This is a genomic window from Devosia sp. 1635, assembly GCF_013185955.1.
Taxonomy (GTDB): Bacteria; Pseudomonadota; Alphaproteobacteria; order Rhizobiales; family Devosiaceae; genus Devosia.
The window spans coordinates 824,824-850,871 of record NZ_JABAOM010000001.1 but is presented as its reverse complement, the minus strand read 5'-3'; the positions used below and the strand labels follow the sequence as shown (position 1 = coordinate 850,871).

The following is a 26,048-nucleotide window of genomic DNA, read 5'->3' as shown; positions in this document are numbered from 1 at the left end:
GAGCGGCGAGCCCATGTCAGAGCCAGAGGCCCAGCAGGCCGAGATCGACAAAGCTCCTGACAGCGCCCCGGATCAAGCTGTCCCCGAAAACGCCGGCGCTCAGGGGCAACCGGGCTGGAGCGCCTCGCAGCTCGGCAAGGGCCTGCGCTGGTTGCAGCATCGGCTAACCGCAGAGGGGATGTCGGCGTGGATGGGCAGCCTGATCCGGCGGCGCGAAACGGGGCTGGTGGTGCTGGCCGTCGTGATCGGCGCGCTGGCCGGGCTCGTCGTGCTGGTGCTGCGCGAGCTGGCCTATGGCATGCAGAGCATTCTCTTTCAGCTATCACCCGGCGAACGCTTGAGCGCCCTGCCTGCGCTGGCCTTTGACCTGGCCTTTGTACCGGCAATCGGCGGCTTGCTGTTGGGGCTGCTCGGCCTGTTGCTGCGCCGGCGCAAGTCGCGTTATGTCGACTTGGTAGAGGCCAATGCGCTTCATGGCGGCAAGCTCTCCATGACGGATAGTCTTATCATCACCGCACAAACGCTGATCTCGAACGGGTTTGGCGCCTCGGTGGGGCTGGAGGCGGCCTATACGCAGATGGGCGGGGCAACCGCATCCAAGCTGGGCGACTTCTTTCACCTGCGGCGCGGTGACTTGCGCAAGCTGGTGGGGTGCGGCGCCGGCGCGGCCATCGCCGCAGCTTTCGGGGCGCCGCTGACCGGCGCCTTTTACGCCTTTGAGCTGATCATCGGCACCTATTCCATCTCGACCCTGGCGCCGGTAATCGCCGCCTGCATTTCGGCGGTGCTGGTAACCTCCGTTTTCGGGCAAGGCCACACGGTGGTGTCGATCAGCCAGGCGCTGTCGTTTGGGGTTCCCCAGGTGCTGCTGATCGTCGTGAGCGGGGTTGCGGCGGGCGGCTTGGGCATTCTGCTCATGCGGCTTGTGGGCGTGGTGGAACGCAGCTTCAGCAAGTCGCATGTGCCCAGCTGGTGCCGACCGGCGGTCGGCGGGTTGATCGTGGGTGGGCTGGCGATGATCTCGCCCGCGGTGCTGTCGGCCGGCCATGGCGCGCTCGAGCGGGCATTTGCCTCGCCGCCCCTGCCCATCGGGGTGGCGGTGAGCCTGCTCGTGCTCAAGGTCCTCGCTTCGGCGGTGTCCCTGGGGTCGGGGTTCCGCGGCGGGCTGTTCTTTGCCTCGCTGTTCCTCGGCGCCTTGTTGGGCCAGGTGTATTTCTGGCTGGCGCAGGCGATCAGCCCGGGGCTGTTTCCCGATCCGAGCATTCCCATGCTGGTGGGCATGGCGGGACTCGCAGCGGCCGTAGTCGGGGGGCCTCTCACCATGGCATTCCTCGCGCTCGAGATTTCGGGCAGCTTGCCGCTGACCATTGCGGTGCTGGTGGCGGCGGTCACCTCCTCCATGCTGGTGCGCGAAACCTTTGGCTATTCCTTCACCACCTGGCGCTTTCACCTGCGCGGCGAAACCATCCGCAGCGCCCATGACGTGGGGTGGATGCGCAATCTTACCGTGGGCAAGATGATGCGGCGCGACGTCAAAATGGTTCCGCAAACCATGACACTCAAAGAGTTTCGCCGCGCTTATCCACTTGGCTCGGCCAACCGGGTGATCGCCACACGCGATGATGGCCGCTATGTCGGCCTTATCGATGTGGCGGACGCCTATGCCCCGGACGGGCTCGATGAAGCGGGCACTGTCAGCCAAATCCTGCGCCAGACCGATGTGATGCTGCATCCTGCCTTGCAGGCGCTGGATGCGGGGGCGCTGTTCGAGAAGCACAATGCCGAAGCCATCGTGGTCGTCAGCGACCTCGGCGATCCCAAGGTGATCGGCATTCTGACCGAAGCGCACCTGCTGCGCCGCTACAGCAATGAACTCGAAAAAGCCCGGGCAGACCTCGCCCAATAGCGGCTCCGATATCCCACGCAATATTCCTTGACAGGCATATGCCTATGGTGGAATATGTGTGCATGTCGATTTTCACAGCTATAGCCGATCCCGTTCGGCGCGAAATTCTGGGCCTGCTGCTGGCGGGCGAGCAGCCCGCCGGTGTGCTGGTGGATCGGCTGGACCTGCCGCAGCCCAATGTGTCCAAGCATTTGCGGGCCCTGCATGAGGCGGGGCTGGTGCGCTTTCGCGTGGACGGGCCACGGCGGCTCTACAGCCTGGAACCACAGCCCTTGGCGGAACTCGATCACTGGCTGCAGCCCTATCGCGCGTTCTGGGCGAACAAGCTCGATGCGCTCGATGATCACCTCAAAAGGAGTGATTGAAATGGCGTTCAACGATGAACTGGGCGTCTTTACCCGCCAAACGGATCATATAGATGTGCGCTTCGAGCGGCATTACGACCGACCGGTTGAAACGGTGTGGAGCGCCATCACGGAGCCAGAACGGCTGGCAGACTGGATGGGCGCGGCCTATGTGGAACCCCATGTCGGTGGGCGGTTCGAGCTGATGGTTGGTGGCCCCCACCCGATGACCGGCATTGTATGCGCCTGGGAGCCGCCCCACCTGCTCGAATTCAGTTGGTCCAACACGCACGCCCCTGACTCCGTTGTGCGGTATGAACTCAGCCGCGAGGGGAACGGCACGAGGCTGATCTTCACCCATCGCGGCATGCCTTATGTCAACAGCGCCCTGATGCTGCCCGGCTGGCACGATTTTCTTGATCATCTCGAATCCCTGCTGAGCGGCGCCACAGAGGGCGTCGATCCGAACGGCTGGCAACGGCGGCAGGAGCTCTACATCCAGCACTATGATTTGCAGGGCGTGAGGCTGCAGCCCTAAGCCAGCCCGCGCGAGGATACTACACGGCCGCTCCTTTTCCATCGACGCGCTGCGGCGCGGCCGACGCAGCACGTCCATGCCTTCAATCAAGGAGACCAGCGATGACTGACCAAAACTTCGAGACCAGCTTTATCGTGCCGCAACCACCTGCTGCCGTCTTTGACGCCATCACCAATGTTCGGGGTTGGTGGTCCGAGGATGTGAAGGGCGCGACTGATATCCTGGGCTCCACCTTCGACTATGCGTATCGCGACGTGCACCGGGCGCAGATCCGCGTCACCGAGTTGATCCCGGATCGCCGCGTTGCCTGGCATGTGGTCCAGAACCACTTCAGTTTCACCGAGGACAAGTCCGAGTGGACCGGCACCGACATCGTCTTTGATATCCAGCCTGTGGAGGGTGGGACGCAGTTGCGCTTCACCCATATCGGGCTTGTGCCGGAATATGAGTGCTTCGATGTCTGCTCGGACGGCTGGGGCACCTATATCGGCGGGAGCCTTAAGGCCTTGATCACCACCGGGACGGGCAGGCCCAATAAGGGCGAGCCGATGAATGCCAGCGAAACGGTGCTTTCGGCGTGAGATGGTTGGGGCCGGTCAACACCGGTCGGCCCCTTCCCCAGCACTCAATTGGCTGCGGGCTGCAGATCTCGCATGATCGCAGGGATTTGCGCCGGGATTTCGCGCGCGAGATAGCCAAGCAGGCCATGGACCTGCTTGAGGCGCTCGCCGGCTTCCCCATGCATGAAAACGCCCCATTGCGCTGCGAGGAGCGGGGAGGCGCCGCGCGCCAGCAGGCCGGCGATGATGCCCGCGAGCGTATCGCCCGAGCCGGACGTGGCAAGACCGACATTGCCCTGCCGGGCTTCCCAGATCTCGCCCTGTGGGCTCGCGATCCGGGTGTGGCTGCCCTTCATCACCACAACCGCACCCGTTGCCGCAGCGGCACGGCGGGCAGCGGCTGCGGGATCGGCGGCAACTTCCCGAATGTGAATGTCAAGGAAGGTGGCCATTTCGCCAGCATGGGGCGTGATAACAATGCGTCCGGCGTGTTCCTTCATGTGTTCGAGTCGGGTCCGCAATCCGGTCAAAGCCGCGGCATCCAGAACAAAACTTCGGCCATGGAGCGAGGACAGCAGGCTCGCAGCGAGTTCGCCGGCCACTTCATCGTCCAGCATGCCAGGGCCGAGCAGAACTGCATCGTCGTCGTGGATGGCGGCAGCTATGGCTGCGGCATTTGCCGCCTCGATCTCGCCGGTGGTGGTCTCCGACAAGCCAAGCACCCGCGCTTCGGGAATGGCGAGCCCCAGCGCCAACGCGCTGCTGCGCACAGTCGCAATCGCGAGCTTGCCGGCGCCGGCACGCAAGGCAGCCTCGCCGGAAAGCAGCACGGCGCCCGGAACTTCGCGGTGCCCGCCGACAGCCATGACCCGGCCGCGGGCGTCCTTGTCGACCTCGCCTTGCGGCAGGGGCAGCGGGTTCTCGAGCAGGAACTCACGCGTAATGGAGTGCTCGCTCATGGATTGGCACTGGCGACGGGCGGCTCGGCGGTGACGGTGGTGCCATCCTCTTGCAGAGGAGCCAGGAAATTGTACCGCTTGAGCACGAGTTCCCCGCCTTTGCGCGTCCCTTCGGCAAAGTGGTATTCAGTGATCGAGCAATTGGCGACATCGCCTTCCCGATCGATGGCGAGGATTTCTTCCTCGCTCAGCCGCTCCAGCAAGTAGCGCAAGCAGAGCACAACGACCTGGTGGCTGACGATGAGCACGTCCTGGCCGCCGTGATGCAGGCCGATCGTGTCCATCAGACTGCGCAGGCGCAAAACCACGTCGCACCAGCTCTCGCCCGCCGGCGGACGGTGGTAGAACTTGCCCAAGAGGGTGCGGAAGCGCGCCTGATCGGGGAACCGCTCCTGGATGCCCGCCGTCGTCAGGCGATCGAGGATACCGAATTCCTTTTCGCGCAGCCGCTCGTCGGCGATGAATTCGGCATCGGTGAAGCCGCCATGCTCACAGATGAGCTCGGCCGTACGATTGGCGCGCGCATAGGGGGAGGCCAGCACCACTTCGGGCAGGCCCTCGTGGCGGTTGCGGGCAAACCAGCGGCCGAGCGCAATGGCCTGCTCTTCCCCCAGCGGGCTGAGTGGAACGTCGATATCGCGGTGATCGATGTTGATCTCGGACAGGCCGGCATCCATTGCCGCCTGGCGGGCGACATTGCCAGTGCTTTCGCCGTGGCGCACGATCCACAGGCGCCGGGGCCATCTCTGCTGCATGTTGTTGTCCTCAAGCTCTGCTGCACAACTGCTCAGAGGAAACAAAGTTCGACGGGGAAAACGAGTTTGATGGGGGCAAGCGAGCTTGCGAGTACTGCCGCCGGCTCGATCTTGCCATCAAGAGAACGGCTGAGGAACGAGAACTGTGCTAGGAGTGGCATAGGGGATGCAACTGATCGCGCGACTTGCCGCTCGATCATGGATAAAGCTGTTCGCCTAGGGGCGTGCTTGAATAAGGACAGGCGGTTGGACCGAATAGACGGTGCGAATTATCAGCTCAGCAACAAGCGCCTCTACCAGGTGGTGGCTCAGCGTATCGCCCAGATGATCGAAGCGCATTCAGGCGATCCATCCTGGCGCCTGCCCTCCGAGCGCGAGTTGGCGGAAGAGCTTCAGGTGAGCCGGCCATCGATCCGGGAGGCGGTCATTGCCCTCGAGATGCGCGGCGTGGTCGAGGTCCGGGGCCGCGCCGGCATCGTGATCTTGCCGCGAAAAACCAATGATGTGAACTTCGACATCATCAATACCGATATCGGTCCGGGACCGTTCGAGTTGCTGCAAGCAAGACTTGCGGTCGAGTCAGGCGCCGCCGCCATCGCGGCACAGCGTGCTAATAGCTATGACATCATGCGGCTCGAAGACAGTATTGCTCGCATGCAGGACGAGGGCAGTTCGGCGGTCCACAACGAGAAGAACGACCGCGAATTCCACATGATCATCGCCCATATGACCGGAAACGCAATCGTCGTCTCCATCACCGAGGCCTTGTGGGCACAACGTGATGCCTCGCGCATGTGGAAGAAGATCCACGAGCACATGCATGGCGACGCCGTCCGCCCGACCTGGATCGGCGACCACCATGCGATTGTTGCAGCCTTGAAGCTGCGCAATGCCGATGCGGCCTACAAAGCCATGGCGCGGCACATCAACAACGTGTCGGAGGAATTGCTGCAGGCCGACGAACGCCGGCGGCTTACCGGACCTGAGGATTAAGAGGGAGACGCGGCCATGCTGAAGGGTTTTGAGCATGTGGGCATCACCGTGAAGAACATCGACAGAAGCCTGGCCTTTTACGTGGACCTGCTCGGGCTGGAGCTGCGCGTGCGTCGTCGGGTGTTCAATGGCGATGAACTGGCCTTTCTGGATGCCAAGGGGCCGATGCTGGAGATGGTCTGTCCTGCCACAGGCGCGCTGACAGCTGAAGACGTAGCCATCGGGCGGGCCGGCGTGCGGCATCTCACCTTCAATTTCGACAGCGTGGATGATATCTACAATATCCTGCTGGATGCCGGCGTGGATATCGTCGAGCCGCCCCGCGATGCGCATAACCGCGACATTGCGCGGCGGGTGGCATTTTGCCGAGATCCGGATGGCATCATGATCGAGCTCATCGAACGCTGAAGCGGGCCGCCGGGACAAGCCGCCCTGCCCGGCTCGAGGGCGCGCGCTTCCAGCAGCTTGAAAGGACCAGGGCCATAATCAGCGCCGCTCGCGTGGAAGCTGATCCCCCTGGTGCCGGGATCAGCCGCACCGGCTGGGTGCGATCCATCTCGTCCTTTCCGAGCGTGGGAGGAAATGCCCCACGCTCTAGGCTCCACCACTTCACTTGCGTCAGGCGGCGGCCTCCGTTTCCGGCAGCCAGGAGCGATAAAGGGGATTGCCTGGACCGATCGGCATTGGCGTCGGCAGGCCCGTGCGCTGGGACTGATAGGCCGCGGTGACCAGTTCAAGCGAGTTCCTGGCGTCCTGCAAGGTCACGGGTGGCTCGCCACCACTAATGATCGCCTGATGGAACAGCTCGAACTGTCGGGTGTAGCCATCCTCCTTCACCTCATAGCCGGCCAGGGCGTCGTCCACCCGTTGCTGGTGCTCGGGCGTTCCGGCGGTGAATTGCCAGGGATCGCGGCCCATCGTGTAGGGCTCGAGTATGCTTTCGGCGACAAGATCGTGGAAGCAGAAGCGCAACCGGGAGATCTCCTTGCGCGAGCCCAAGGTCATCGAAAGCGTGGCGAGCGAGCCATTCTGCATTTTAACGGCCAGCGCCATGGTGTCCTCGACCTCGATCTTGTTCACCAGAGTCGCGCCATAGGCGAAGAGTTCGGCGCAGGGCCCGTGCACATAGTTCAGCATGTCGTGGGCGTGAATGGCGTGCCCGAGCAGGCCCCCACCCAACTCCGTCGCCCATTTGCCGCGCCATGGCACTTCGTAATAGGCCGGACCGCGCCACCAGTGCGTTTCGATTGTGGTCATGAACGGCCTGCCCGTGAGCCCGGCCGCCATCAGCAGCTTGAGCTTTTGCAGGCCGGTCCCATAGCGATACTGAAAGATCGGCATCAGCTTGCGTCCGGAGTGCGCGACGATTTCCGCCATGGCATCCACTTCGGCGATGGAGCCGAACAGCGGCTTTTCGCAGATGACGTGTTTGCCCGCTTCGATGGCGCGGCGCGACAGCTCGAAATGGTTGTGCGGCGGTGTGCACACATCCACCACATCGATGTCACCTCGGGCGAACAGGGTGTCGACGTCCTGGGTGTATTCAGGGATGTTGAAGGTTTCGCACAGGCGCCGGCCGCGATCTTCATCGAGCGAGCAAAGCACCGCTACATCAAACAGATCCTTGTTCCACTGATAGGCCATGAGATGGCGCTCGGCGATTCCTGCCCCGATAACTGCCACTCGCAACTTTTGGCTCATGCCGACTTCCTCCCGCCTATATGGGTTGCCTGCTGCTGCGCTTCGAGCGAGAGCCGACAGACTTCGAATACGTGATGCTGGGTCATTGCCGTTTGCGTGCGCTCGCGCACGTCGGCTACAAAGCTCGTGAAATAGTCGAGCGGCTCGCTGCTGCAATCGACGTGACGCACGCCAGATCCGTCGACCAAGAAGAGGTGGTCCTTGCCGTCGCGTCCGCCGATATCGATGTATTTGCGCAGTTCGATGTAGCCGTCGGTGCCCAGAATGGTGAGGCGACCGTCGCCCCAGGTCGGCAGGCCCTCGGGGGTGAACCAATCAACGCGAATATAGCCGGAACCCTGCTCACTGCGCAGCAAGACCTCTCCGAAATCCTGGAAATCCGGGCTTTGCGGCGTGCCGAAATTGCCGACCGAACTGGCGACGACCTCACCCGAATTGGAGCCGGTATAAAAGAGAAATTGGTCGATCTGGTGGGATGCGATGTCGACGATAATGCCGCCAAAGGCGTCCAGATCGAAGAACCAGGAGGGGCGGCTGGCGGCAGAAAGGCGATGGGGCCCCATGCCGATTGTCTGCACCACCCTGCCAATCGCGCCCTCTGCAACCAGCTTGCCAGCCTTGACCGCCGAGGGAACGCAGAGGCGCTCAGAAAAGCAGACCGAGAACATCCGGCCGGTCTCCATCACCGTGCGCTTGACCTGGTCCAGTTGAGCGAAGGTGGTCACGCCCGGCTTGTCGACGATCACGTCCTTGCCGGCTTTCATGGCGGTGATGGCAAGACCGGCCCGGTCGCGGGGAACCGCAGCGATGCAGACGACATCGATGCCCTTATCGGCAAGAAGCTGGTCCCGACTGACTTCAGGCACGCCAGGATGTTGTTTGCGCACGGTGTCCACCAGAGCGGGAACCGAACTTTCTGGACAATAGCCGACGAACTCTGCGCCGGCATCGAGCAGGCCATCGATGTGGTTGAAGATGTGACCATGATCGATGCCTATCGCGGCAAATCTCAGCATTGACTAACTTTCTCCCGGCGCAATGGCTTCTTGGACCTCCGGGCCGTCTGGTAAGACCAAAACCGCTCCAAGACACATCAAGCAAGGGCTTGCTGTCAAGGCGGCCCAGTGGCTGGACGGTCTGTTCCGTCAGGCGCAGGAACTATTGACAAGCCAATCCGATCGCACCAACCTGCTGGTAAGGCCAGAGCCTGCTGGCTAGACCAAACTCGTTCGAGGGTCGGAGGAGCCGTTGCCTCGAAGCGGATGTGGAGGAGGAACGCATGCAGCTTTCTAGGCTTCGCCTGACTTGTGCCTTGGGCGCCCTGATGCTCGCCAGCGCACCAGCGCTCGCTCAAGAAATCACGGTGGTCTGCGACGACCTCGGCTTTGGCTGCAACACGATGCAGCCCATCGCCGAGAGGTTCATGCAGGAGAACCCGGGAAAGACCGTCAACCTGGAAGTCGTCCCGTATCAATCGATGCTCGAAAGCCTGCCGGTGCAGTTGGCGTCGGGGCAAGGCCCCGACGCAGCCATCGTCACCGACCTTGGTGGCCTCAGCCGCTATTACCTGGATCTCACGCCCTATGTTGATCCAGCCCTGTTCAACGAGAACTTCGAGCGGACCCTGCAGTGGTTGCGCGGTGGCGAGGCAAACAGCACAGCGATCAATGGCATGCCGACTTCGCTGACGGTCAACGGGGGCTATGTCAACCTGACCTTGTTTGAACAGGCCGGGGTCCCGGTGCCTGAAGAAGGCGCCACCTGGGAGGAATGGGCCGAAGCGACACGCCAGGTTGCCGAAGCGACCGGCACCGACTTTGCAATGGAAATGGACCGATCGGGACACCGCTTTTCCAGCCTAGCGATAAGCTATGGGGCCGAACTCGTCGATGAGGCGGGCAATCCGGTGGTCGACGATGGCTTGCGCGCAGCCATCGAGCAGTTCGTAGCCTGGCACCAGGACGGCACCATGCCGATGGATTTGTGGGGCGCCGTGGGTGGCGCCACCCACCGCGAGCTGTTCTCGGACTTCCTCAACGCCAATACCGTGCTTTATTTTGGCGGCTCATGGACGCTAAGCCAGATGGACCAGGAAGTGGGAGACCTGTTCGACTGGAAGGTCATTGCCGCTCCATGCGGCCCCTCCTCCTGCACGGTCATGCCCGGTGGCGGCGCCTTGGTGGCATTCCAGCACACCGACCAGCCTGAACTGGTGGGGGAGTTCATCAACTATCTGGCTCGGCCAGAAAATTTGAGCGAAGTGCTGGCAGCAGCCGTGGAAATCCCGGCTGCCTCCACCCTGATCGAAAGCGGCATCGAATATCCCGGCGCCTCGGAGCGGACCCAGGAAGCGCTTTCAACCTTTATCGCGCAGATTCCCAAGATGGCGCCGGCAGCGTACCGCTTCCAAGGCTGGCGCTACCAACGCGCAATGATGAATGCCCTCACCACCCGCATCAGCCAGGTCCTTAATGGCGAACTCGAGGTGGATGGCGCAATGGACCGGATCAAGCAGGACGTGAACCTGGCGATCGAAGCCGCCAAGGCGCAGTAAAGCTTAATCCGGGAGGGCGGCATGGGTGCTTCATCTCGTATTGCGCACGCTACGGGATCGGTATTTTCCCTGCCCGCGCGGGCAATCGAGCCGCTCATGGCGGGGCTGCAGAGGCTGATCGGCATCAAACGAATGCCGTGGTTCTTCCTGCTGCCCAACCTGGCTGCGGTGATCCTGTTCTCCCTGCTGCCCGTGTTTGTGAACATCTTTTATTCCTTCACGGGCAGCGACCGCCTTTACCCATCCGAACGCCCGTTCATCGGCACCTATAACTACGAGACGCTGCTGGATTGCGGCAATTATTTCGATCCTTCCACCTGTTCGCGTGACCTGTTCTGGCGCGCCCTTGGCAACAGCCTGGTGTTTGTGCCCACCCAGGTTGCAGCGATGATTGGCATCGCGCTGCTGACGGCTATCTGCCTTAACGGGGACATCAGGGGCCGCGGCTTTTTTCGCGGCGTGTTCTTTTTCCCAGTGATGCTGTCGCCAGTGGTGGTCGCCCTGACCTGGCAGTGGATTCTCCAGCGCACCGGCGTGCTGAACGGCATTCTGACCAATCTTGGCATGGAGCCGGTGAACTGGCTGGTCCACGCCAGCTCGGCATTCTTCTGGTCGGTGTTCGTCACCGTCTGGGCGCATATGGGCTTTTACACCATCATCCTGCTGGCGGGCCTGCAGGCGATCCCGCGCGACGTGTACGAGGCTGCCAAGATGGACTCCGCCAATCACTGGCGCGTTTTCACCCGCATCACCCTGCCGCTGCTGCGGCCAGTGCTGCTGGTGGTCTTCATCCTGGCGGTGATCCGTTCGGTGCAGACCTTTGATGAGCTTTACGTTCTAACGGGCGGCGGCCCAGGCTCGGCGACCCTGCTGATGGTGCAATATATCTACGAGATTGGCTTTGCCATCCAGCCGCGCAACTTCGGACTGGCCGCTGCCGCGTCCCTGCTGCTGGGGGTGGTGCTGCTCGTCTTCACCCTTGTCCAACTGCGCGTTTCGCGAGGATCGAGCAATGGCTGACCTGAGCTTGACGCGATCCGAAGGCGGAGTGAGGGCCATGCTGCTGGGCCGACGTGGCAGGGGGAAACTGGCGCTTTCCGACTTCCTGACCTACGGCTATCTGCTCCTTGGCGTGCTGATCATGTTCGCGCCCGTGGTTTGGGTCGTGCTGTCCTCGTTCAAAACCCCAGCGGCGCTGCAGGAATTTCCACCGACACTTTTGCCCTATTCAACCGAACAGGTGATGGTCGAAGGCTATGATCAGAGCTTGCCCCTGTTCGACGTCACGACTGAAAGCGGTGAGGTGGTTCAACTCGCGCAGATCCGGCGAGTGGGCCTTAATGCCCAGATGGTCGATCCGGCCAATCCTGAGGCCGGCCGCATCGTTGTACCGGTTGCTAACGCCATGCCCGTGCGCAAGGTGCATTTTGCCGTCGAGAACTATGTCCAGCTGCTCGCCAGTTCGGGCAGCGATATCTGGCGGTTCGTGTTCAACAGCCTGTTCATCACCGTTGCAGCCACAGTGATTACCTTGATCATGAACTCGATGGCGGCGTTTGCCCTGTCCAAGTACCGGTTCCGCGGTGACGGGTTGGCGCTCGTGGCGATCCTTTCAACGCTGATGATTCCGGCTACCGTGGTGCTGGTCCCCACCTATCTGATTGTTGCCCAGCTGGGGCTCGTCAACAATCTGTGGGGCGTCATCCTGCCCACCGTGGCCACGCCTACAGGCGTGTTCCTGCTGCGGCAATATATGCTGACCATTCCTGACGAGCTGATTGAGGCGGCGCGGATGGACCATGCCAGCGAGTGGCGCATCTTTTGGCGCATCATCCTGCCCCTGTCTTCGCCCGCTTTGGCGGTGGTGGCGATCTTTTCCATTCTTTCTCGCTGGAACGACTTCCTGCTGCCACTGGTAGTGCTCAATCGGCGCGAAGTGTTCACCCTCCAGCTCGCCCTCGCCTCTTATCAGGACGAGAATGTCGTTCGCTACGAACAGCTGTTGGCGATGACCACGCTGACGGCGTTGCCGCTCGCCTTCGCATTCATTTTCCTGCAGCGCTACATCACCAGTGGCATTGCCTCAACCGGGATCAAGTGAGGTCCGCATGGCAAATCTCGTGCTTGAAAGCCTCAACAAATCCTTTGGCCTCGTGGAAGTGATCCCCAGCGTCGATCTGGAAATCGCGGACGGGGAGTTTGTGGTGTTTGTCGGCCCCTCGGGCTGCGGCAAGTCGACCCTGCTGCGCCTGATTGCCGGTCTCGAAGAGGCCACTTCCGGCGACATTCGCATCGACGGACAGAGCGTGATCAACGTTCCGGCCGCCGATCGCGGCGTGGCCATGGTGTTCCAGTCCTACGCGCTATACCCGCATATGACGGTTCGCGAGAATCTCAGCTTCGGGCTCGAGAATATCCGCATGCCCAAGCAGGAGATCGAACAACGGGTGCTCAGCGCCGCCACGCTCCTGCAGATCGAGCAATTGCTGGAGCGTCGACCCAAGCAGCTTTCCGGCGGACAACGGCAGCGTGTCGCGATCGGGCGAGCCATCACGCGGGACCCGAAGATATTTCTGTTTGATGAACCACTGTCCAATCTCGACGCCGAGTTGCGGGTGCTGATGCGGGTCGAGATCACGAGCCTGCACCAGCGGCTGGGCAATACGATGATCTATGTCACCCATGACCAGATCGAGGCCATGACCATGGCCGACAAGATCGTGGTTCTGCGCCAAGGCAAGATCGAGCAGGTTGGAGCTCCCCTCGAGCTCTACAACCGGCCGCGCAACAGCTTCGTGGCCGGCTTCATCGGTTCGCCACGGATGAATTTCGTGGAAACGGTGGTGGCGGCCAACAATGATGCAGGACTGACTCTCTCAGGCGAAGGCCTGCCCGACCTGACCTTGCCGGTGCGTCGCGTGCCCTTGCAAACCGGGGCAAGCGCAACGCTCGGAATCCGCCCCGAACATCTGGTCTCCTCCAACACAGGCTGGCCTGTTCAGGTCAAGGTGGCAGAGCAGCATGGCGCCAGCAGCTACCTGCACTGCACCATGCCCAACGGCACGGCGTTACTGGTGCATGAGGCCGGCCAAAGCGGGTTGCGGAGCGGGGACGCACTTCATGTCACCCCAGCTACCGGGCAATGGCACTTGTTCGATGAGCAGGGGTTGCGGGTCGAGGGTGAACTCATCGGCCCGGGTTGAAGACGAGAACTTCGCCGGCTTTGGCCAAGCACTCACGAGCTGGGCACCAGCGGACTGGATGCAAGCCAATGCTCGGCAGCCAAACCCTTGCACACGAACCAAGGTCGCGGCCTGTTCGAAACGATCAAGGAAGATTTGGGGGCCGGGAACCGGGCGCTTTGCCCGGCGGCGTTGGTGGAGGGGACTGGATTCGAACCAGTGTACGCTAAGCGGTCAGATTTACAGTCTGATGGATTTAACCACTCTCCCACCCCTCCACTGCAACTTCGCCGTTGGGCAGGAAACGATGCACCGAAGCGCGTCGTCGGGGCGGTTTATGGGTGCCCTGCCCGCTCGTGTCAACACCCCTGACCCGGTTGCCCGCAAGAAAACGAAAACGGGGCACTTCCACCATGCCCCTCTGCTTGCCGGAGCGACGCAAAGAGGCTAACGCTCGGCCATGAGCATCAACAAATTTCCCCCCAAGCAGCGCTACAATCCCGATGACGGCCCGGTCTATCTTTATGGCTTTCATACCGTCCGCGCTGCGCTGGATAATCCCGGTCGCGTCAAGAAGGCGCTGCTGGCCACGCCCAATGCCTTGTTGCGGCTGCGCGAAAGCGGCGAGCTGGGCAAGGTCAAGGTGACCGAAACCACGCCCAAGGAGCTTGATCGGCTCTTGGGGGCCGATGCCGTGCACCAGGGCGTAGCGCTGGAAGTGGATCCGGTCAGCCGGTTCGGGCTCGACGATATCGACCCGCTCAAGCTCGTGGTGGTGCTCGACCAGATCACCGACCCGCATAATGTCGGCGCTATTCTGCGCACCGCCTGCGCCTTTGGCGCCGATGCGGTGATTACCACTGCGCGCCATTCCCCGCGGGAGACCGGGGTGATGGCCAAGTCGGCCTCGGGTGCGCTTGATCTCGTGCCCATGATCGAGGTGCGCAATCTCGGCGATGCGTTGGAAAAGCTGAAAAAGCGCGGCATGCTGGTCCTCGGCTTTGATTCCGAAAGCGAGCAACCCCTGCGGCCCCGCACTGACGATCAGCCGCTCGCCATCGTGATGGGAGCGGAAGGCAAGGGCTTGCGGCAGCGCACGCGCGAGCTTTGCGACGAGATGGTCAAGCTCGACATGCCGGGCCCCATCAAGTCCCTCAACGTTTCCAATGCGGCAGCGATCGCGCTGTTTGCTGCAACTGCAGGACGGTCTGCATGAGCCAGTTCGAGCCATTTGCCATTGCCTTGCGGCTTTCGGGCGTCAGCATCACCCAGCGGGATCTGGATACGGCGCTTAAGCAGCTGACCAGCCGTTACGAGCCAGAAGACGCCGACAACAACTGGTATGCGCAAGTGGACCTCGATACGGCCAATCCGGTTCGGGCTGTACTCGAGTTGGCGGAACGATCGGGCCCGGCCATCGAGGCCATGCTGGAAGATCGGCGGCTGGGCCGGGCGGTGTTGGACCTGGCCTTTGATTTCCCCGAAGCGGGAGAATCGATGTCGGCCCGCCTGCCCGCGCATCTCGCCGCCGCGGTGGCGGTGCATGGGATCGACATCGAAGTGTCGGTTTACCTCACCGATGTCGAGGACGACGAAGAGTAGCTCTGCTTACTCGCTTGCTGCGGCCAAGGCCCGCCGCACCAGCGGATCAAGCGCGCTGAGAAAGGCCGAGCGATCGCCGCGAACAAAACTCGCGTTGTAGCCCTTGCTTTCGCCGGTTTCGCGAAGGTGCTGCTTGAGCTCGCGCATAGCGAGCGCCATGCCGATGGAGTTCTGGGTAAAAGGCTTGCCGGTAAAACCGAGCACATGGCAGCCCTTTTCGAGGGCGCGACTGGCCAGCGGAATATCGGCGGTCAGGACGATGTCGTTGGCTTGCGCCTGTTCGACGATCCAGTCATCGGCCGCATCGGCGCCGGCGGGTACCACGACCACCCGCACCATCGGATCCCGCGAGGGCCGCACCCCGCCATTGCTAACAAAGACCAGCGCCACCCCCAGCCGTTCGGCAACGCGAAGCGCCTCGTCCTTGACCGGGCAGGCATCGGCATCAACGTAAATGGTGGGTGCCGGCATAAAATCCATGCATGTTTGGAGCAAGGGAGCCTGACCCGGCCGCAGCCAGGGTCAGGCGCACTACATCAGTAAACTACAACGCTGCGGATGCTTTCGCCGGAATGCATCATCTCAAAGCCCTTGTTGATGTCTTCGAGGCGCAACGTATGGGTGATCATGGGATCGATCTCGATCTTGCCATCGAGATACCAGTCAACGATTTTCGGCACATCGGTGCGGCCGCGCGCGCCACCAAAGGCGGTGCCCATCCAGGTGCGGCCGGTGACGAGCTGGAACGGACGGGTGGAGATTTCCTGGCCGGCAGCGGCGACGCCGATCACCACCGACTTGCCCCAGCCGCGATGGCTGGCTTCGAGGGCCTGACGCATGACCTTGGTGTTGCCGGTGCAGTCGAAGGTGTAGTCGGCACCGCCGATCAGGTCGCCGCGCCGCTTGGTCAGGTTGACGAGATAGGGGACGACGTCGCCTTCGATCTCGGTGGGGTTGACGAAGTGGGTCATGCCGAAGCGTTCGCCCCAGGCCTTCTTGTCGTTGTTGATGTCAACGCCGATGATCATGTCGGCGCCGGCCAGACGCAGGCCCTGGATGACGTTGAGGCCGATGCCGCCGAGGCCAAAGACAACGGCGGTGGCGCCGATCTCGACCTTGGCCGTGTTGATCACTGCGCCAACGCCCGTGGTGACGCCGCAGCCGACATAGCAGACCTTGTCGAAGGCCGCGGCCGGGTCGATCTTGGCCACGGCGATCTCGGGCAAGACAGTGTAGTTCGAGAAGGTCGAGCAGCCCATATAATGGTGGATGGGCTTGCCTTCGAACGAGAAGCGCGAAGTGCCGTCGGGCATCAGCCCCTGCCCTTGCGTGGTGCGGATGGCGGTGCACAGATTGGTCTTGCGCGACAGGCAGGACGGGCATTCGCGGCATTCGGGCGTATACAGAGGGATGACGTGGTCGCCCTTTTTCACCGAAGTGACGCCGGCGCCGACATCCACAACCACGCCTGCGCCTTCATGGCCAAGAATGGCGGGAAACAGCCCTTCCGGATCGGCGCCAGAACGGGTGAAATCGTCGGTGTGACAGATACCTGTCGCCTTGATCTCCACGAGAACTTCGCCCGCGCGAGGACCTTCAAGATCGACCTCGACAATCTCGAGCGGCTTGCCGGCCTGAAAGGCAACGGCGGCACGGGTTTTCATGGCTGGGACTCCTTTGGTGGTGCGGGCAAGGTTTGGCACAGCCAAGGGCAGGCGGCAAGTTTGCGGGGCGCGGCCCGGAGGCGCACCCGAGCACCGCTCAGATCAGATCGGCAGGGGCAGCCGGAAGGGGCGCCCCTGCCCGGCCGCCGGCGCTAGAGATCGACGAAGGTGGTGAAGCCGCCGAAAATCATGCGCTTCATGTCGATCGGTGCGTTTTCCATCAGCCCGGTGAGTTCGGGGTCGTTCATGACCTTGGCGTTGACGGCATCGCGCTGTTCGCGCGATTGATAAAGCACCCAGGAAAAGATCACGACTTCGTCCTCGGTGGCCATCACGGCGCGCGGGAAGGATGTCAGCTCCCCGTAAGGCACGTCATCGGCAACGGCTTCCTTGTAGGCCAAGGCGCCGTAGGCCATCCAGGCCTCGCCCGCCCGGCGGGCAATTTCCTTGTATTGCTCCAGAAAGCTCTTCGGCACGGCAAGAACATATCCATCAACATAGGGCATGGTGCACCTCCTTGTTGCTGCTGACGCTTGAAGACGCCACGATCCTACATTTGCCAAGGCACGACTGGGCAATCTTGGGGTTCGATCGGGGCCAAACGAGTCCGGGCAAATGTCGAGCTTCGCGCCGAATGTGAAGGATCGATTCAAAGGTGGTGACGTTCAGGCCGGAGTATCTCCCAGCCCCTGGTGTCCGATGACCGAGCAGATCTCCGTCCTGATCGTTGAAGACGAACCGCTTATCCGCATGAACATTGTCGCGGTGTTCGAGAATGAGGGTTTCAAGGTGCATGAAGCAGCCGGCGCCGCGGCCGCGCTAGCGCTGCTGTATTCGCACGTGGCGGTGCACGCCATGTTCACCGATGTGGATCTGGACGGGGGGATGGACGGCCTGACGCTGGCCGCGGCAGTGCGGGACGAATGGCCCGACATCAAGATTGTGGTGGCCTCGGGCGTCCGGCGGGTGAGCCCGCGCGAAGTGCCGGACGGGAAATTTTTCGTAAAGCCTTATAACCCTGAGACAATCGTCGCCACTGTGCGCGAACTAGTCGAGGCGTGACGCTGTTAAGACTCAGGCCACCCTGTTCAGGGTGGCTCTATTAACGCTAGGTCCGGCTGCGACTGGCTTCGACCGGCTTGCTGTGTTCCAAACGCTCTGCCGCATCAAGCGCATTCATGAGTGCGAGGCCAGATTGCGCCATATGAGCGGGAATACGGGTGAGTTCACGCCCGACATGTCGGGCGTTCCAGCCCGTGAACATGTCGACGATCGAGAACGAACCATCGGCGTCGGAATTGAGGATATATCGGTTTGCCATGGAGAAAACTGTAACAGAGTCGCACAACCTTGGAAGGGCGGCGCCGGGGTTATTCACCAAAAATACACCGGAGTTAACAGGTCCGTATCGCGGACTTAAGCCAGCAAGCGTTTGGTTAAGATTAACCACTGGTTAAGTCACTGCTGGATCGCCACTTTTCGCCGTGCAACAAGCAATTCACGGTTATTCACAACCACACCAACATGGCCACTCAAGCCGGAGGATACACAATGGCAACTGAACTCGACAACAAGGCGGCAGCGGCTGCACTCAACGCAAATGCATCTCCAGAATTCCTGCGCCAGAACCGGGCTCCTACCAAGGACCTTGGCGCAACGCGTTATGTAGACATGCATGGGCGCGATGAATTCGACCACAACATCATGAGCCACCGCACCCAGCTCGAAATGCTGCACACCCAGATCACCAATCTCGACCAGACCATCGAACTCGAGCAGCAGAAGCTGCGCGAAAGCAAGGCCGCGCTCGAGGCGAGCTATCACGCCCGCGCTCGTTTGCTGCACCTGCGTGAAGCCATGCTCCACTTCGTGCTCGAGCTGGAACGCGGCGACCAATAGGCGACGGTGCTGGTTGGTGTGATTGCGGCGGTCGTTGTCCTCGGACAGCGGCCGCCGTTTGCATTTCGGGGTGGGCTGCAATGGGCCAGCGCCCCAGGCGGCCGGTTTGTCCACGCTAACAATACCGGTTAGGGTTACGACGCGATGGGGTTGGACCCCGACAGCTGTGGGTTCTAAGCCCGGGGCAAGCCGGAACCCTCCTCATGCGTCGCACGCTTCTCCTGACCAGCCTTTTTGTTCTCTCGCTGGCCTTCATGGCCACTGCATATAGCCTCACCCCGGCCTGAGAGTGGCGGGCAAGCCGCACTAGCATAGAACAGGCCGGAACATTCGGGCATCGAGGCGATTACCCCTTGCACAAGGCTTTACCGCAAGGGTTCCCATGCCGCTTCAATTTCTGTTCCGCTTTCTCGCCAACCTCATCTCCCTCGCCATCCTGATTGCGGCTGGCTATCTGCTGTGGTCGTGGTGGGACGGCGATCTCGTCCGCCAAACCGACGGCACGATTGTGCGGGTGCGCGAGGACTGGCTGCTGTGGGTGGGGCTGGCTGGCCTCGCCTTTTCCTTTCTGGGTCGACCGCTGATGGTTCTGCTGCTGGCGGGCGCCGACAAGGATCGTACTGCTCCGGTCCGTGGCAATGGCACCACCATCGAGGCGCCAAACGGCGCCCAGCTTTATGTGGAGCAGGCAGGCGCACCCGACGGCGAAACAATCATCCTGACCCATGGCTGGAGCATGGACAGCACGATCTGGAATTACGCCAAACGCGATCTGGGCCAGCAGTTCCGGGTCGTCAGCTGGGATCTGCCCGGGCTGGGGAAATCGCGTGGCGAGATCAGCCTGGAAGCATTCGCGGCTGACCTAGCCGCAGTGATCACCTGGACCGGTGCAACTCGCGTCGTGTTGGTTGGGCACAGCATTGGTGGCATGACCATCCAGACCCTGGCGCGTGACCATGCAGGGGTGTTCGACACCAAAGTGGCCGGGGTAGTTCTGGTCAACACCACCTATACGAACCCGCTCAAGACCATGATCTTGCCGCGCCTCATGCAGGCGCTGCGCTTTCCGGTGCTGGAGCCTCTGATGAAGCTGACCAAATGGCTGTTGCCCGTCAGCCAGCTGAGTGCCTGGCAGAGCTATCTCAGCGGCACCGCGCATATGGCCAACCGTCTGGGTTTTGGCAAATACGTGACGCGCAGCCAGCTTGATCACACCACGCTGCTTAGCACGCGCAATTCCCAGGCCGCTATCGCTGATGGCAATCTGGCGATGTTCCGCTGGGATGCAACTGGCGCAACCGCAAAGCTGCAGGTGCCAGTTCTGGTGCTGGCGGGCGAGGTCGACATCGTGACCAAACCGGTTGCGAGCGAAACCATCGCTGGATACACGCCAACCGCCACGCTGCGGAAGATCGAAGGCGTGAACCATATGGGCTTTCTCGAGCGCTCGGACGTTTACAATCCGGCCATCGCCGAATTTGCTGCCGCCGCGCTGGCAACGGGGCGCACTGGCTCGCAGACGACACCAAGCTTCGGCTAAGTTTTTCGGCTTGGGCAAACAATCCCGGCGCTCACTTCCCACTTGAAGTGAGCGCCGGCATCGTGTTTCAGCAGCACGAACCTGGACGCGACGAGAGGACAAAGTCAGTTGGGCCTGCTGAACGAACTGACCGTGGGTTTGCTCGCCTCCCGCATTGGGGCTTTCCTGATTTATACGGCGGTGCTGGGTGGTCTGCTGGCGCTGTTTGCGCGGCTGCTCGGTTTCCTGCGCCCCAAGCATGAAGGTCGGCTGACCGCCAATCCCTTTGCCCATCTGTCGGTCTGGGGGCTGGCGATGGGGACGCTGTTTCAGATGGGGTGGATTCGCTCTATGTGGCTGGACGTAGACGGCAGCGGCAACAGCCGCCTTCGCGCTGCGGCAGTCGCGATCCTTGGGCTCGCAGCGGTGTTGCTGTTGATCCCGCTGCTCTGGTGGCTACGGCCGCTGCTGCAGGTCGCCCTCCCCCGCACCGGCGGCTACGCCGTGCTTGGGGTGGTGCTGGAGTTGCAGCGCATTACCTTGGCTACAACCATCCTGAACATCCTGCCGCTCCCAGGGCTCGTTGGGGGCTTGTTCCTGCAGGCGGCCTTTCCAGAGGCGGAAAAGAAGATCCGCCGGTGGGAGCCGTTCGTGCTGGCAGGTCTTGTTGTGCTGCTCGTGACGGGCTGGCTGCCCGCTGCGATGGCGCAACTGCTGGGCTAAGCCAACAACTGGCGCGTGAGCCATTGGCTCACGCGCAAAATCAATTATTGATCGCCGGCTTGGCCGGTATAGCCATATTTGTCCAGCAAGGTCTGGATAGTGCCGTCGGCAACAAGGGCGTCGATGGCCTGGTCAACCTGGGTGCGCAAGAAGGCGTCCCGGCTCGAGACCACGGCGCCGACCTTGATCGCGGTCGCAGGCACCGGGGCAAGTTCAATCACCCGCAAAGCCGCGGCCTCAGGCACCTCGCTCTGGAGCTTGCGCAGCGCGGGCTGCCAGAGCAGCATGCCACCAAGCGTGCCATCGAGCACGCGCTTGGCCATTAGTGAATTGTCCGCATAGGGCAAACGCTTCCAGCGCTCGGCTTCGGGCTGCTGCAGCGACCACGTGATATACACCAGCTCGCCCACGCTTTGCAGCGCGGTGCCGATCTTGCGGTCATGCGGAATGTCGGCCCAGCTATTCCAATTGGCATCCTCCACCGCAAGCACGAACGGAATGGTGGCATAGGGACGGGTCACGGCAGCCCATTCGGGAAAGGGCGAGTTGGTTTGCACCGAAACACCCATGAACATGTCGCAGGTGTTGTTCATGGCCAGCATCAGCTCGTCCATGAAGCCGTCGCCGTTTACCGGAAAGCCGCCAAAGCCTTCCTTGACGTTGACCTGCAGGAACAGCGCATCCCCAATGGCCTGGGCGACGTCGTGGTCGAAAGCGCTGATGACGCTGCTGGTGTCAAAGCAGACATTGATCTGGTCGCCGTTCTGGCGGCGCGAATTGTCGAGCAGTTCACCCGGCACGCTGCTGGTTTGGGCCAAGGCCTGGCCAGACAGCAGCAGCGCCATTGAAAGCGCGAGAGTGCGAAGCATGAGGTTCTCCAAAATAAAGAAAGGGGCCGAAGCCCCTTTCAATTGATCGCGCCGGAAGCTTATTCCTTCGGCAGCTTGTAGACGAAAACCGAGTTGCCCGAACCGGTCGGCAGCGGGATCTCGGGGAAGGCCGAGGAGATCGAGCTCGCCGAGTTGCTGTAGCCGGTGGGGATGGCGACATACTGCTCGCCGTCGATCTCGTAGGTCATTGGGTAACCACCGATCGGGGCGTTCAGGCGCTGTTCCCAAAGGACCTCGCCGGTATCCTGATCCCAGGCCTTGACGAAGCGGGCCGCGTCGCCGCCGAACACCAGACCACCGCCGGTTGCCAGAACCGAGCTGGTCATGGACGGACGCTCACGCGCCTGCCACTTGGATTCGGCCTGAGTCGGGTTGATGTCGAGAGCCTGCAGCAGGCCTGCATCGGTGATGCCTTCTGGCAGAACGCGTGGGCCGAATTTGACCGCACCAACGGCATTGCCGGCGGTGAATTCAGTCTGGGTCGGCGCAACGGTGTTGCAAGCCTCGGTCAGGGGCACGAAGAAGGTCTGGGTCAGCGGGCTGTAGGAGCCGGCCTGCCAGAGCTTGCCGCCCGACACCGAAGTACACACCAGGTGTTCCTGGCCAACGGCTTCGGAGATCAGGTCCTCGTTGATGTGCACGGTGCCGTCAGGATCAACGCCGGTGACAACGTTCTGAACAACTGTTTCCTTGTGCCACAGATACTTGCCAGTGTCGCGGTCAAGGCCGAAGGCGATGCCGTTCTTGCCGGGAACGCTGATCAGCAGGTGATGCATCTCGCCGTCGATTTCCTGGTCAACCAGGATACGCTCGAACGGGCTGTCCAGATCCCAGTTATCGCGCGGCAGGTGCTGGTAGTACCACTTCAGCTCGCCCGTATCGGCATCGAGAGCCAGGGTCGAGTTGGTGTAGAGCACGTTGCCGTCACCCGAACCGCGGATCAGCTCGGCATAGGGGCCAGGCATACCAATGCCCCAGAAGGTGGTGTTGGTGCGAGCGTCATAGGCACCGGTCGCCCAGGGCGTACCGCCCCAACGGTTTTCCGGCGGCACTTCGCCCCAGCTTGCCTGCTGCTCAGGATTGTTGGGGTCATCGATGGTGTTGAAGCGCCACAGCTCTTCGCCAGTGTTGGCGTCGTGAGCCAGGATAAAGCAACCACCGGCGGTGCCGGCAATCGAGCAGCCTGAAATGGCCGAGATGATCTTGTCCTTAACGATCAGCGGCCCAATCGTGTAGGAATAACCCAGGTTGTAATCGAGAACCTGCTTTTCCCACACGACCTTGCCGTCTGCTGCGTTGAGCATGACAATCTTGGCGTCGGGTGTGGTCAGAACGATCTTGTCCTCATAAAGAGCGATCGAGTTCTTCTGGCGGCGGGCCTGGTTGGCCTGGTAGCTCCACGAGGTCGGGATCTCGGGCATGGCATGGCGGTACTGCCAGATCAGGTCGCCGGTCTTGGCGTCGAGCGCCTCGACGATAGCGTTGCTGGTCTGCAGGAACATTACGCCGTCATGCACCAGGGGAGCGGTTTCCTGGATGCCGGCTTCAGCCATAGGCCAGGCCCAAGCGAGTTCGAGATCCTTGACCGTGTCCTTGTTGACCAGATCGAGCGGGCTGTAGCCCTGGTTGTCGCGGGTGCCACGCCACATCAGCCATTCTTCAGCTGGAGGGTTTTCCAGCATTTCTTCGGTGACGGGCTTGTAGTCTTCGCGCACGCCCTGGGCGAAAGCTGCGCCGGACAATGCCATCATGGCTGTCGTCGCCACCAAGACTGATTTCAAAACACCGATTTTCATCGATTCTCTCCAATGGTGCGCGTCGCGGACGCGCTTAGATGCAGTGAGTTAGTTGGTTGCCCCGGGCAATGGCTTGCCATAGGTGAAAGCCTGCGGAACGGCCGGTTCAGCCGCCGCAGTAGGCGCAGCTGCTGCCGCTGGTGGCGCGCCACCAGGCAATTGCTTGCCCCAGGTGAAGGCCTGCGGCACGGTCGTCTCCGGCGTCGCAGTCGCAGCTTCAGCCGGAGCAGACGGCGTGGCAGCGGCCCCAGCTGCGGTTTCTTCCGGCAGCGAGATGGATGCCAATAGTTCCGGATCGGCAGTCATGGGCGTGTCACCGGGCTGAGCGCCGTTGAACGACATGATATAGGCGACAATGTTGACATAGACGTCTTCGCCGAGCAGGCCGGGGGCCGAAGGCGGCATGGCGACGCTGATGAAGTCATAAAGACCGGCAGCGGTATACCAGTTCTGCATTACGTCGCGTCCGGCCAGGCCGGGGGCGTCGGGGCCCTCAAGCTGGAAGCCGTGGCATTGTGCGCAGTTGGAATCGTACGAGGACTTCCCCGCTTCCGCTTGTTCCGCCGTAAAGCCGGCGGCAGTGGCAGCGCCACTCCCAAGCAGCCCGAGGGTCAGCGACAGCAATGTGGCGCTGACAAATAGCCCTTTGGATCTTTCGATCACGATAACCTCCCAAAGGTGGTGAGTTGGATGGCACGCCCGTGAGCGCGCCCGAAGCGATAGTGGTCATATCGTTGCACCTGCACGCCTAAACCTCAAACCCGCCGGCTTCAATAGGTAACTGAGGCGTAACGATGCGAAGTTCAGATTGCTTTCGCGTATAGCTACAATGAGCCTTGTTCAGGAAGAACCCCGCCTAGCCCGTAGCGTTCTCGCAGATTATCAACGGTTCCGCTTTCCTGCAGGTGCTCCATTGCCGCCCGAACGGCGCGCATCAGCGTCTGGTCGCCTTTCCACAAGCCGAGAGCCATCTGGTAGCGCGGCAGATCCTGCGCCGGGAGCCATGACAGCGTGAAGTCAGGCGGCAGGCTCCCAATGGCGCTCGCCGCGAATCGCTCGGCAAATCCCACCTGCGCCCTCCCCTCGCTTAGCGCACGGGTCAGCTCATCGGGGCCGCTGACCAATACGGGCCGCAGTCCGTGCGCGCGCAGCCAGCTCGACAGGGCCAGGCGGTCAAGACCGCTGGAGCCCGGCAGCACGGCCGCGGCAGCACTTCCAGATGGCAGTTCTCCGCGAGGCGCGATAGCCACCCAGCCGGTTTCGGCCGTGGTGGGGATGGTCTGAAGAAACCCGCGCGTTTGCAGCGTATCGGTCAGGCCACCCGCGATCATGTCACACTGCGCGCGGGAAAGTTGCCAGTTGCGTGGATTGAAGTCGCGGCCCATCGATGGGAGGGCATTGACGATGAGCCGAACACCGATGGAATCGGCGATGTGCTGAGCCAGCTCGATGTCGAACCCAGGCTGCGCGGGATCACCGGTAACCAGGGGCGGATAGCTCGGGGGGACGCAGAGTTTAAGGACCCCCGCCTGCCGCCGCTCCTTGAGCGAAGTGTCGGGCGGCAGGAAGCTCACGGCAAACAGCAGCGCCGCGATCAGCGCGAGGTTGGCCGCTGCCCGCAGCCAGCGATGCGGGCGCCCCGTGCTCATGACCGGCCGAAATCCACGAGGGCCAGCACAAAGAACACGATGGCCATGCCGACCACGATCACGGGGCCATAGCTGGGCGTGAACTGATTGAAGCCGATCAGCACGCCGCGAAGGGTATCGACCGCATAGGTGATCGGGTTGATCTGCACCAGGAACACCAGCCATTCGGGATAGCTGGCAGTGGTCTGGGTGCGGCTCAGGGCGGGGTCGAGCGGAAACACCGAGGAAGAGGTGAAATAAAGCGGCAAGATCAAGGTGTTGGAGAACACTCCGAAGCCTTCAAAACTGCGCACGCGCGCCGCAAGGATCACGCCAAAGCAGGTCAGCCCGAACGACAGCAGGAACATGAAGGCCAAGGCCGTCACCACCTGTTCTGGCGTCATGGTGACATCGGCAAACCTGGCCAGGATCAGCACCACCGCGCCATGCAGCGTCGCGACAGTGCTGCCGCCCAGCACCTTGCCGAGCAGGACCAGCGGCTTGGGCATGGGCGAAACCAGCACTTCGCGGAGGAAGCCGAATTCACGATCCCAGATCACCGACACCGCGAACTGGATCGAGGTGTACATGATGTTGAGCACGATAACGGCCGGGAACAGGAACTGCAGATAGGTATAAGGGATGACATAGCGCACCTCCCCATAAACCTCGCCGCGGAAATAGGGATTGAGCCCGACGCCCAGGATCAGCAGCCAGATCAGCGGGCGGCTGACGCCGCCGATCATCTGCCCGCGATCACGGGTGGCGCGGGTGACTTCGCGCAGCCACACGCCGTAAACGCCGCGCAGCAGGGGCATGATCGCGGTCATGGTGT

General features: G+C 61.9%; 29 protein-coding genes and 1 tRNA gene. 16 read left to right on the top strand and 14 right to left on the bottom strand.

Going from position 1 to position 26,048, the window contains the following annotated elements; all coding sequences use genetic code 11:
- Positions 1-13: 13 nt before the first annotated feature.
- The 4 genes from HRU92_RS04250 to HRU92_RS04235 all read left to right on the top strand — a co-directional run bounded on the left by HRU92_RS04250 (position 14) and on the right by HRU92_RS04235 (position 3,369).
- The gene (locus tag HRU92_RS04250; RefSeq protein ID WP_248306952.1) at positions 14-1,906 is read left to right on the top strand and encodes a chloride channel protein; all 1,893 of its coding nucleotides are present in this window, start codon (positions 14-16) and stop codon (positions 1,904-1,906) included.
- Between the two features lie 62 nt (positions 1,907-1,968).
- On the top strand, positions 1,969-2,271 hold the full coding sequence (locus HRU92_RS04245; protein ID WP_172123127.1) for a metalloregulator ArsR/SmtB family transcription factor: 303 nt from the start codon (positions 1,969-1,971) through the stop codon (positions 2,269-2,271).
- A 1-nt stretch (position 2,272) separates the two neighbouring features.
- Positions 2,273-2,788 (top strand): SRPBCC family protein, encoded by a 516-nt coding sequence (locus tag HRU92_RS04240; RefSeq protein WP_172123126.1) that lies wholly within the window; start codon positions 2,273-2,275, stop codon positions 2,786-2,788.
- A 101-nt stretch (positions 2,789-2,889) separates the two neighbouring features.
- A complete protein-coding gene (locus tag HRU92_RS04235) occupies positions 2,890-3,369 on the top strand; it encodes an SRPBCC domain-containing protein (RefSeq protein WP_172123125.1) in 480 nt (159 codons plus the stop codon).
- A 44-nt stretch (positions 3,370-3,413) separates the two neighbouring features.
- On the opposite strand, the gene HRU92_RS04230 is transcribed toward HRU92_RS04235, so the two are convergent.
- Together HRU92_RS04230 and HRU92_RS04225 are read right to left on the bottom strand one after the other, a co-directional pair.
- On the bottom strand, positions 3,414-4,307 hold the full coding sequence (locus tag HRU92_RS04230) for an NAD(P)H-hydrate dehydratase (protein WP_172123124.1): 894 nt from the start codon (positions 4,305-4,307) through the stop codon (positions 3,414-3,416).
- On the bottom strand, positions 4,304-5,062 hold the full coding sequence (locus HRU92_RS04225; protein ID WP_172123123.1) for a histidine phosphatase family protein: 759 nt from the start codon (positions 5,060-5,062) through the stop codon (positions 4,304-4,306). The genes HRU92_RS04230 and HRU92_RS04225 overlap by 4 nt, the downstream gene beginning before the upstream one ends.
- Positions 5,063-5,308: 246 nt before the next feature.
- Between HRU92_RS04225 and HRU92_RS04220 the strand changes: the two genes are divergently transcribed.
- Together HRU92_RS04220 and HRU92_RS04215 are read left to right on the top strand one after the other, a co-directional pair.
- Entirely contained in the window at positions 5,309-6,055 is a 747-nt protein-coding gene (locus HRU92_RS04220; RefSeq protein ID WP_248306951.1) for a FadR/GntR family transcriptional regulator, read from the top strand.
- A 15-nt stretch (positions 6,056-6,070) separates the two neighbouring features.
- Positions 6,071-6,463 carry a VOC family protein gene (locus tag HRU92_RS04215; protein WP_172123121.1) on the top strand — a complete coding sequence of 131 codons (393 nt, stop codon included), beginning with the start codon at positions 6,071-6,073 and terminating at the stop codon, positions 6,461-6,463.
- 210 nt (positions 6,464-6,673) lie between these two features.
- Here the strand turns inward: HRU92_RS04215 and HRU92_RS04210 are convergent, their stop codons facing one another.
- Positions 6,674-7,756, bottom strand: a complete 1,083-nt coding sequence (locus HRU92_RS04210; RefSeq protein ID WP_172123120.1) for a Gfo/Idh/MocA family oxidoreductase — start codon at positions 7,754-7,756, stop codon at positions 6,674-6,676.
- Positions 7,753-8,772: a Gfo/Idh/MocA family oxidoreductase gene (locus HRU92_RS04205; RefSeq protein ID WP_172123119.1), complete on the bottom strand. Its 1,020-nt coding sequence runs from the start codon at positions 8,770-8,772 to the stop codon at positions 7,753-7,755. Before HRU92_RS04205 ends, HRU92_RS04210 begins: the two co-directional genes overlap by 4 nt.
- 263 nt (positions 8,773-9,035) lie before the next feature.
- Here HRU92_RS04205 and HRU92_RS04200 point away from each other — a divergent pair, with 263 nt between their 5' ends.
- From HRU92_RS04200 to ugpC, 4 genes are all read left to right on the top strand, one after another.
- Entirely contained in the window at positions 9,036-10,310 is a 1,275-nt protein-coding gene (locus HRU92_RS04200) for an ABC transporter substrate-binding protein (RefSeq protein WP_172123118.1), read from the top strand.
- A gap of 96 nt (positions 10,311-10,406) precedes the next feature.
- The gene (locus tag HRU92_RS04195; protein WP_172124937.1) at positions 10,407-11,330 is read left to right on the top strand and encodes a sugar ABC transporter permease; all 924 of its coding nucleotides are present in this window, start codon (positions 10,407-10,409) and stop codon (positions 11,328-11,330) included.
- Entirely contained in the window at positions 11,323-12,411 is a 1,089-nt protein-coding gene (locus HRU92_RS04190) for a carbohydrate ABC transporter permease (RefSeq protein ID WP_172123117.1), read from the top strand. Before HRU92_RS04195 ends, HRU92_RS04190 begins: the two co-directional genes overlap by 8 nt.
- A 7-nt stretch (positions 12,412-12,418) precedes the next feature.
- Positions 12,419-13,513: a sn-glycerol-3-phosphate ABC transporter ATP-binding protein UgpC gene (ugpC, locus tag HRU92_RS04185; protein ID WP_172123116.1), complete on the top strand. Its 1,095-nt coding sequence runs from the start codon at positions 12,419-12,421 to the stop codon at positions 13,511-13,513.
- Positions 13,514-13,685: 172 nt separating this feature from the next.
- Here the strand turns inward: ugpC and HRU92_RS04180 are convergent.
- Positions 13,686-13,770: transfer RNA gene (locus tag HRU92_RS04180), tRNA-Tyr, on the bottom strand.
- A gap of 182 nt (positions 13,771-13,952) precedes the next feature.
- On the opposite strand from HRU92_RS04180, the gene rlmB reads away from it, so the two are divergent.
- A complete protein-coding gene (gene rlmB, locus HRU92_RS04175; protein ID WP_172123115.1) occupies positions 13,953-14,708 on the top strand; it encodes a 23S rRNA (guanosine(2251)-2'-O)-methyltransferase RlmB in 756 nt (251 codons plus the stop codon).
- Positions 14,705-15,094, top strand: coding sequence for a hypothetical protein (locus HRU92_RS04170; protein ID WP_127752852.1), 390 nt, complete (start codon positions 14,705-14,707; stop codon positions 15,092-15,094). Before rlmB ends, HRU92_RS04170 begins: the two co-directional genes overlap by 4 nt.
- A gap of 6 nt (positions 15,095-15,100) precedes the next feature.
- On the opposite strand, the gene HRU92_RS04165 is transcribed toward HRU92_RS04170, so the two are convergent.
- The 3 genes from HRU92_RS04165 to HRU92_RS04155 all read right to left on the bottom strand — a co-directional run bounded on the left by HRU92_RS04165 (position 15,101) and on the right by HRU92_RS04155 (position 17,264).
- Positions 15,101-15,565: a YaiI/YqxD family protein gene (locus tag HRU92_RS04165; protein WP_172123114.1), complete on the bottom strand. Its 465-nt coding sequence runs from the start codon at positions 15,563-15,565 to the stop codon at positions 15,101-15,103.
- A gap of 65 nt (positions 15,566-15,630) precedes the next feature.
- A complete protein-coding gene (locus tag HRU92_RS04160) occupies positions 15,631-16,758 on the bottom strand; it encodes an S-(hydroxymethyl)glutathione dehydrogenase/class III alcohol dehydrogenase (protein ID WP_172123113.1) in 1,128 nt (375 codons plus the stop codon).
- Between the two features lie 152 nt (positions 16,759-16,910).
- The gene (locus tag HRU92_RS04155) at positions 16,911-17,264 is read right to left on the bottom strand and encodes a DUF1428 family protein (protein ID WP_127752848.1); all 354 of its coding nucleotides are present in this window, start codon (positions 17,262-17,264) and stop codon (positions 16,911-16,913) included.
- Between the two features lie 193 nt (positions 17,265-17,457).
- On the opposite strand from HRU92_RS04155, the gene HRU92_RS04150 reads away from it, so the two are divergent.
- On the top strand, positions 17,458-17,820 hold the full coding sequence (locus tag HRU92_RS04150) for a response regulator (protein WP_127752847.1): 363 nt from the start codon (positions 17,458-17,460) through the stop codon (positions 17,818-17,820).
- A gap of 46 nt (positions 17,821-17,866) precedes the next feature.
- On the opposite strand, the gene HRU92_RS04145 is transcribed toward HRU92_RS04150, so the two are convergent.
- Complete coding sequence (locus HRU92_RS04145) at positions 17,867-18,079, bottom strand: hypothetical protein (RefSeq protein WP_127752846.1); 213 nt, start codon at positions 18,077-18,079, stop codon at positions 17,867-17,869.
- A 230-nt stretch (positions 18,080-18,309) separates the two neighbouring features.
- On the opposite strand from HRU92_RS04145, the gene HRU92_RS04140 reads away from it, so the two are divergent.
- From HRU92_RS04140 to HRU92_RS04130, 3 genes are all read left to right on the top strand, one after another.
- A complete protein-coding gene (locus HRU92_RS04140; RefSeq protein ID WP_127752845.1) occupies positions 18,310-18,657 on the top strand; it encodes a hypothetical protein in 348 nt (115 codons plus the stop codon).
- A 382-nt stretch (positions 18,658-19,039) separates the two neighbouring features.
- The gene (locus tag HRU92_RS04135) at positions 19,040-20,197 is read left to right on the top strand and encodes an alpha/beta hydrolase (RefSeq protein ID WP_172123112.1); all 1,158 of its coding nucleotides are present in this window, start codon (positions 19,040-19,042) and stop codon (positions 20,195-20,197) included.
- A gap of 108 nt (positions 20,198-20,305) precedes the next feature.
- Positions 20,306-20,899 (top strand): hypothetical protein, encoded by a 594-nt coding sequence (locus HRU92_RS04130; protein WP_127752843.1) that lies wholly within the window; start codon positions 20,306-20,308, stop codon positions 20,897-20,899.
- Between the two features lie 44 nt (positions 20,900-20,943).
- Here HRU92_RS04130 and HRU92_RS04125 read toward each other — a convergent pair whose 3' ends face one another.
- The 5 genes from HRU92_RS04125 to HRU92_RS04105 form a co-directional block, all read right to left on the bottom strand.
- On the bottom strand, positions 20,944-21,768 hold the full coding sequence (locus HRU92_RS04125) for a transporter substrate-binding domain-containing protein (protein ID WP_127752842.1): 825 nt from the start codon (positions 21,766-21,768) through the stop codon (positions 20,944-20,946).
- A 59-nt stretch (positions 21,769-21,827) separates the two neighbouring features.
- Entirely contained in the window at positions 21,828-23,585 is a 1,758-nt protein-coding gene (locus tag HRU92_RS04120; protein ID WP_172123111.1) for a PQQ-binding-like beta-propeller repeat protein, read from the bottom strand.
- A gap of 48 nt (positions 23,586-23,633) precedes the next feature.
- On the bottom strand, positions 23,634-24,248 hold the full coding sequence (locus HRU92_RS04115) for a cytochrome c (protein WP_164854790.1): 615 nt from the start codon (positions 24,246-24,248) through the stop codon (positions 23,634-23,636).
- A gap of 161 nt (positions 24,249-24,409) precedes the next feature.
- On the bottom strand, positions 24,410-25,234 hold the full coding sequence (locus HRU92_RS04110) for a transporter substrate-binding domain-containing protein (RefSeq protein ID WP_172123110.1): 825 nt from the start codon (positions 25,232-25,234) through the stop codon (positions 24,410-24,412).
- The gene (locus HRU92_RS04105) at positions 25,231-26,043 is read right to left on the bottom strand and encodes an ABC transporter permease (protein WP_210258533.1); all 813 of its coding nucleotides are present in this window, start codon (positions 26,041-26,043) and stop codon (positions 25,231-25,233) included. Before HRU92_RS04105 ends, HRU92_RS04110 begins: the two co-directional genes overlap by 4 nt.
- Positions 26,044-26,048 lie beyond the last annotated feature (5 nt).

What these genes read in the sequence shown, in the direction of transcription:
- HRU92_RS04250 (WP_248306952.1), top strand. Translation starts at nt 14, where the DNA reads ATGTCAGAGCCAGAGGCCCAGCAGGCCGAGATCGACAAAGCTCCTGAC.
- HRU92_RS04245 (WP_172123127.1), top strand. Translation starts at nt 1,969, where the DNA reads ATGTCGATTTTCACAGCTATAGCCGATCCCGTTCGGCGCGAAATTCTG.
- HRU92_RS04240 (WP_172123126.1), top strand. Translation starts at nt 2,273, where the DNA reads ATGGCGTTCAACGATGAACTGGGCGTCTTTACCCGCCAAACGGATCAT.
- HRU92_RS04235 (WP_172123125.1), top strand. Translation starts at nt 2,890, where the DNA reads ATGACTGACCAAAACTTCGAGACCAGCTTTATCGTGCCGCAACCACCT.
- HRU92_RS04230 (WP_172123124.1), bottom strand. Translation starts at nt 4,307, where the DNA reads ATGAGCGAGCACTCCATTACGCGTGAGTTCCTGCTCGAGAACCCGCTG.
- HRU92_RS04225 (WP_172123123.1), bottom strand. Translation starts at nt 5,062, where the DNA reads ATGCAGCAGAGATGGCCCCGGCGCCTGTGGATCGTGCGCCACGGCGAA.
- HRU92_RS04215 (WP_172123121.1), top strand. Translation starts at nt 6,071, where the DNA reads ATGCTGAAGGGTTTTGAGCATGTGGGCATCACCGTGAAGAACATCGAC.
- HRU92_RS04210 (WP_172123120.1), bottom strand. Translation starts at nt 7,756, where the DNA reads ATGAGCCAAAAGTTGCGAGTGGCAGTTATCGGGGCAGGAATCGCCGAG.
- HRU92_RS04205 (WP_172123119.1), bottom strand. Translation starts at nt 8,772, where the DNA reads ATGCTGAGATTTGCCGCGATAGGCATCGATCATGGTCACATCTTCAAC.
- HRU92_RS04200 (WP_172123118.1), top strand. Translation starts at nt 9,036, where the DNA reads ATGCAGCTTTCTAGGCTTCGCCTGACTTGTGCCTTGGGCGCCCTGATG.
- HRU92_RS04195 (WP_172124937.1), top strand. Translation starts at nt 10,407, where the DNA reads ATGGCGGGGCTGCAGAGGCTGATCGGCATCAAACGAATGCCGTGGTTC.
- HRU92_RS04190 (WP_172123117.1), top strand. Translation starts at nt 11,323, where the DNA reads ATGGCTGACCTGAGCTTGACGCGATCCGAAGGCGGAGTGAGGGCCATG.
- ugpC (WP_172123116.1), top strand. Translation starts at nt 12,419, where the DNA reads ATGGCAAATCTCGTGCTTGAAAGCCTCAACAAATCCTTTGGCCTCGTG.
- rlmB (WP_172123115.1), top strand. Translation starts at nt 13,953, where the DNA reads ATGAGCATCAACAAATTTCCCCCCAAGCAGCGCTACAATCCCGATGAC.
- HRU92_RS04170 (WP_127752852.1), top strand. Translation starts at nt 14,705, where the DNA reads ATGAGCCAGTTCGAGCCATTTGCCATTGCCTTGCGGCTTTCGGGCGTC.
- HRU92_RS04165 (WP_172123114.1), bottom strand. Translation starts at nt 15,565, where the DNA reads ATGCCGGCACCCACCATTTACGTTGATGCCGATGCCTGCCCGGTCAAG.
- HRU92_RS04160 (WP_172123113.1), bottom strand. Translation starts at nt 16,758, where the DNA reads ATGAAAACCCGTGCCGCCGTTGCCTTTCAGGCCGGCAAGCCGCTCGAG.
- HRU92_RS04155 (WP_127752848.1), bottom strand. Translation starts at nt 17,264, where the DNA reads ATGCCCTATGTTGATGGATATGTTCTTGCCGTGCCGAAGAGCTTTCTG.
- HRU92_RS04150 (WP_127752847.1), top strand. Translation starts at nt 17,458, where the DNA reads ATGACCGAGCAGATCTCCGTCCTGATCGTTGAAGACGAACCGCTTATC.
- HRU92_RS04145 (WP_127752846.1), bottom strand. Translation starts at nt 18,079, where the DNA reads ATGGCAAACCGATATATCCTCAATTCCGACGCCGATGGTTCGTTCTCG.
- HRU92_RS04140 (WP_127752845.1), top strand. Translation starts at nt 18,310, where the DNA reads ATGGCAACTGAACTCGACAACAAGGCGGCAGCGGCTGCACTCAACGCA.
- HRU92_RS04135 (WP_172123112.1), top strand. Translation starts at nt 19,040, where the DNA reads ATGCCGCTTCAATTTCTGTTCCGCTTTCTCGCCAACCTCATCTCCCTC.
- HRU92_RS04125 (WP_127752842.1), bottom strand. Translation starts at nt 21,768, where the DNA reads ATGCTTCGCACTCTCGCGCTTTCAATGGCGCTGCTGCTGTCTGGCCAG.
- HRU92_RS04120 (WP_172123111.1), bottom strand. Translation starts at nt 23,585, where the DNA reads ATGAAAATCGGTGTTTTGAAATCAGTCTTGGTGGCGACGACAGCCATG.
- HRU92_RS04110 (WP_172123110.1), bottom strand. Translation starts at nt 25,234, where the DNA reads ATGAGCACGGGGCGCCCGCATCGCTGGCTGCGGGCAGCGGCCAACCTC.
- HRU92_RS04105 (WP_210258533.1), bottom strand. Translation starts at nt 26,043, where the DNA reads ATGACCGCGATCATGCCCCTGCTGCGCGGCGTTTACGGCGTGTGGCTG.